Consider the following 4,022-nt stretch of genomic DNA (forward strand, 5'->3'; position numbering starts at 1 on the left):
CAACTGGTGAATGCCGCCGGCCTCATCGAGGCGCTGCCTTTCGTGCCTCGAGATATCGGCGGAGACCGGCTTCGCCGCGCGGTGTTGTCCAGCGATGGTTCCAGGCGAAGGCCGGCCGCAGCAGCGGGGCGAGGAATTTGAGGATCGGCCTCAGCACCGTGACCTGCCAGGTCAATTGCACATGGGTGCCGGTGCCCGATGGCGACAATTCCGCCCGCCACAGCCCGTCGAAATCGCCGTGGGTTTTCACCACCACCAGGCGGCCGGGTATGAGCTCCGCCGCTTCGATGATGAAATTCAGCTCATAGGGCAGGGCGCCGCGAGCCCTGGCTCTTGCGCGCGAACCGATGGTCGCCTTGCCCTTGCTGTCGAGCGGCACCACTTCCTTGTAGACGTCGCCCCACCAGAGCGGCAGCAACTCGGCATCCGAGAGCACCTCCCACACTTCCTGCGGCGTGCCCTCGGGGATGTGCCAGCTTTCGTCGAAGCGGAAGACATTGCTCGGCACTGCATTTCCTCCGGTTGGTGGAAACACCTACATTAGCTTCAGCTTCTTTGTGTGGCCAGCGCAGCGGATCAGGAGCTTCAGCTTCTTTGTGTGGCCAGCGCAGCGGATCAGGCGGTGATCTGCCTGACGTAATAGCGCACCGCTTTCTTGCCGCCGTGGATCACCGCGTCACCGGCCTCAGTGAAGCCGAGTGCGGCGTGGAAGGCATCCGAGGCGGGATTGGGCGGGTCGGTGTTGACCTCGCAGGTGACCAGCGTGTGACCGGCGCGCGCGACATGGCCGAACAGATCCTGGTAGAGCCGGCGGGCATGGCCGCGGCCACGCGCGCTAGCCGCAACGACGACACGGTCGACATAGACGAAGCGCTCGTAGCGCTCGCGGAACCACAAGAAATTCGGGCTGTCGTAACGGGCGTCCTGGTCGAAGGTCATGATGAAGGCTTCGAGATCACCGATGCGGCGTGCATAGAACGCTTCGCCGAGCAGGAAAGACAGCCGCTCTGGCTCCAGCCACGACAGTTCGGCGGCGTGCTCATTGTTGAGCGTCAGGATCGCCGCTTCGTCTTCGGCCAGTACACGGCTGATCGGGGCAGGGGCTGCGCTCATGCCTTGGCTGCCTTGATGGTGGCCGCCACGAGGTCGGTGTCAGTCAGCGTGTTGCGATACTCGCGGTCGAGGTCGGAGCCACCCATGCCGACATGGGGATTTCGGTAGTTCATAGCGCTTGGCACATCCTTGAGGGCTGCGAAATGCATTTCGGACAGGCCGGTTTTGCTGCGCACGTCGGCGATGTTGTGCAAGTCCAGCCCACCGCAGCCGAGGATGACGATGCGGTCGCCGGCCTGCCGCACCAGATCCGCCAGGAGTGAAGCGCCTTCTACTGCCGTGTCACGCTGGCCGCTGGTCAGCACGCGGCCGACCTTGCTGCGGATCAACGCTTCCAACGCCTCGGCCGGGTCGCGCGTCATGTCGAAGGCGCGATGGCAGGTGACGTGCAAGGGGCCGGCGGCCTGCGTCAGTTCGCTCATGCGCGCTTCGTCAATAGTGCCGTCGGCGTTCAGGCAGCCGAACACCACGCCGGGCACGCCGAGCTCGCGTAGTGCCGAGACATCGGCCAGCATCGAGGCGTACTCGGTTTCGCTGTAGAGAAAATCGCCGCCGCGCGGCCGCACCATGACATGAAACGGCACGCTTGCCTGGTCGAGGGCGGCGCGCACCGTGCCAAGGCTCGGCGTGATGCCGCCTTCAACGAGGCTGGCACACAATTCGACGCGATCGGCGCCGGCAGCTTCTGCTGCCAGCAGGCCGTCAATGCCTTCGACACAGATTTCGATCAGCGGCAGGCGATTCTCTCTGGTCAAGGGGCGATCCAATCCATGATGTCGCCGACAGCCCTAGCATCGGGCCGGTTGGCGCGAAAGCACGAACAGCGCGCCGCCATTTGGGCCAGGCGGCATTTCCCCGCTTGACACTCTCATAACCATGGAGTTATGGATTAATCAATAGCCAAATGGTTATGGGTTTGTCGTCGGCAACATGGCGGCGCGGCCGGCATCCGGGCCGGTAAGACATGCCCTGACGAAACACTTCAAAGGAGAAAGACCATGCAAGCAAGGATCAAAAATCCGGTGGTACTCATTCCCGGATCCGTGCAGGCGCTGCTGGCGCTGGACAAGTCGACCGAGGCGGTCGACGTACCCTATGTCACACGCAAGCTCATCCATCTGCGCGCCAGCCAGATCAACAACTGCGCTGTATGCGTCGACATGCATGCGCGCGAACTGAAGAAGGCCGGCGAAAAGGACGAACGCATCTTTGCGCTAGCGGCATGGCGGGAGACGCCTTACTTCACCGATGCGGAACGCGCGGCGCTGGCGCTGGCTGAGGCCGGCACACGGCTCGCCGACCGGCCGGACGCGGTGCCGGACGATGTCTGGGACGAGGCCGCCCGGCACTATGATGAAAAGGCGCTAGCTGCCCTCGTCATCCAGATCGCGCTCATCAACGCCTTCAACCGGCTGAACGCCACGACACGGCAGATGGTCGGCGCCTGGGGTTAAGTGCTTGGCCAAGTGGTCGTGCGCGACGGTGCGGTGACACGTGGCGCGATACCAGGCAGCCGAAATGATGACGCTAACGGCTGTCTTAGTTTGTTCATCGCGCTGACCTACAAAGTGGCATCAACGATGGAGTGTGCCATGCCAATCGATACGTCAGATCTCAACCAACTCCAGGGCGCCTACAAGGCTGCGGTGGAGGAATGGATAGCGGCGATCAAGCTGGAAGAGGAACTCGCGTCTGTCAATCGTTCAATAGCCGAGATCGACAAATGGGAAGCGGCGCACTTCAAGGAAGATGAGGTGCGCGGCAAGGTTCTGGAATTGAAGAAAGAGTACGAAGATGCGTTGCGCAAGGAGCAATTCGGCTTCTGAAATTGTCGACTGAGCAAGGCACACCAGGGATATTTGCGCCACCATGTTCAGACGGGTGGTCAGAAGCCTTACCAACATTCCTGGGCACATTTGTCGACATGTCGAACGTATCCTGGGCGGCCAAAGCTACTGGCGCAGTTCCGTGTTCTTGGCGCCTTCCTCGACCTGATCGATCACCAGCAGCTTCACCGGACCATCGCCGATATTGGTGGCCTGATGCCACTGGCCGATCATTTCAACGATGAAATCGCCAGTCTTGTAAGTGTTGCTGTTGCCGCTCTCGACATTGGTGACCTTCAGCGTGCCGGCCTGGACATAGGCGTAGCGCGGGAAGGGGTGTCTGTGAACAGGCAAGGTCGCGCCCGGCGCGATGTCGTAGGTCGACGCCAGCACCTGCACGTTCTTCTGCGGCAGCGTGATCGGCTGGCCGGACGCCGTCGTCGTGCGTGATGCCAGTGGCGTCACCACGACAGGCGTGCCGCTGCTGTCCAGCGCCCAAGCCGGGTTTACGGAAAAGGCCGCTGTGAGCAGTAGCACCGACACCAGAATTTTTCGCATGATTCGCTCCAACCGTGGTGTCAGCATCGCGCGGTAGTCATCTGCTAGCAAGGTAGCGTTGAGCGCGCGGTTCAATGGACCTCGTGCGGTGCGGCAGAGTTGGGCTAGCGGCCAAGAGCGAGTCGGCGATGAATGCGGCTGCTGGCGGCGGCCTAGCCAGGTCAGCCTCGCAACAGCCAATGCTAATATAAGGTTCGAGTCGTTACCACAGGAGGTTTCAATGGTTTCCGCAATCGCAAATCAGCATCGGCAAGTACCGGAAAAACAAACGGCAGTGGGAAAGCCGGAAACGAGCGATGGATTTTCACGAGGCCGCAGCGCAGACGCCGTGGGACATCTCGCCAAAATTATGGTTGCCGCAACCGGCGACGTGGATGCTGGTGCGCAAGGTCGCGCGGCATCCAAGATCGCCAGGATGGACATCACAGTTTTGACGCCACCACCTGAAGAACCATCAGTGGAGTAAGATAAGCCGTTTCGGGCGCTTCGGGCCGCGCTCGTCATCAGCGGCATGCGACCCGATCA

Annotated in this window: 7 protein-coding genes; 3 read left to right on the top strand and 4 right to left on the bottom strand. The window is 61.6% G+C overall.

Annotated elements, in window-relative coordinates:
* Positions 1-22: 22 nt before the first annotated feature.
* The 3 genes from EN935_RS25380 to EN935_RS25390 form a co-directional block, all read right to left on the bottom strand.
* Positions 23-508 carry an SRPBCC family protein gene (locus tag EN935_RS25380; RefSeq protein WP_127262553.1) on the bottom strand — a complete coding sequence of 162 codons (486 nt, stop codon included), beginning with the start codon at positions 506-508 and terminating at the stop codon, positions 23-25.
* 107 nt (positions 509-615) lie between these two features.
* Positions 616-1,113, bottom strand: coding sequence for a GNAT family N-acetyltransferase (locus EN935_RS25385; protein ID WP_127262554.1), 498 nt, complete (start codon positions 1,111-1,113; stop codon positions 616-618).
* Positions 1,110-1,868, bottom strand: a complete 759-nt coding sequence (locus tag EN935_RS25390; protein WP_245468643.1) for a copper homeostasis protein CutC — start codon at positions 1,866-1,868, stop codon at positions 1,110-1,112. The genes EN935_RS25385 and EN935_RS25390 overlap by 4 nt, the downstream gene beginning before the upstream one ends.
* A gap of 243 nt (positions 1,869-2,111) precedes the next feature.
* On the opposite strand from EN935_RS25390, the gene EN935_RS25395 reads away from it, so the two are divergent.
* Both EN935_RS25395 and EN935_RS25400 read left to right on the top strand, forming a co-directional pair.
* Complete coding sequence (locus tag EN935_RS25395) at positions 2,112-2,567, top strand: carboxymuconolactone decarboxylase family protein (RefSeq protein WP_127262555.1); 456 nt, start codon at positions 2,112-2,114, stop codon at positions 2,565-2,567.
* Positions 2,568-2,585: 18 nt separating this feature from the next.
* On the top strand, positions 2,586-2,939 hold the full coding sequence (locus EN935_RS25400; RefSeq protein WP_245468645.1) for a hypothetical protein: 354 nt from the start codon (positions 2,586-2,588) through the stop codon (positions 2,937-2,939).
* 126 nt (positions 2,940-3,065) lie between these two features.
* On the opposite strand, the gene EN935_RS25405 is transcribed toward EN935_RS25400, so the two are convergent.
* The gene (locus tag EN935_RS25405; RefSeq protein ID WP_126068855.1) at positions 3,066-3,497 is read right to left on the bottom strand and encodes a cupin domain-containing protein; all 432 of its coding nucleotides are present in this window, start codon (positions 3,495-3,497) and stop codon (positions 3,066-3,068) included.
* A 220-nt stretch (positions 3,498-3,717) separates the two neighbouring features.
* On the opposite strand from EN935_RS25405, the gene EN935_RS25410 reads away from it, so the two are divergent.
* Positions 3,718-3,963, top strand: coding sequence for a hypothetical protein (locus EN935_RS25410; protein ID WP_126068856.1), 246 nt, complete (start codon positions 3,718-3,720; stop codon positions 3,961-3,963).
* Positions 3,964-4,022: the final 59 nt, after the last annotated feature.

Source organism: Mesorhizobium sp. M7D.F.Ca.US.004.03.1.1 (assembly GCF_003998635.1).
Classification (GTDB): Bacteria; Pseudomonadota; Alphaproteobacteria; order Rhizobiales; family Rhizobiaceae; genus Mesorhizobium; species Mesorhizobium loti.

Excerpts from the sequence above, each read along its gene's own strand:
- EN935_RS25385 (WP_127262554.1), bottom strand. The coding sequence starts at position 1,113 with ATGAGCGCAGCCCCTGCCCCGATCAGCCGTGTACTGGCCGAAGACGAA.
- EN935_RS25395 (WP_127262555.1), top strand. The coding sequence starts at position 2,112 with ATGCAAGCAAGGATCAAAAATCCGGTGGTACTCATTCCCGGATCCGTG.
- EN935_RS25405 (WP_126068855.1), bottom strand. The coding sequence starts at position 3,497 with ATGCGAAAAATTCTGGTGTCGGTGCTACTGCTCACAGCGGCCTTTTCC.
- EN935_RS25410 (WP_126068856.1), top strand. The coding sequence starts at position 3,718 with ATGGTTTCCGCAATCGCAAATCAGCATCGGCAAGTACCGGAAAAACAA.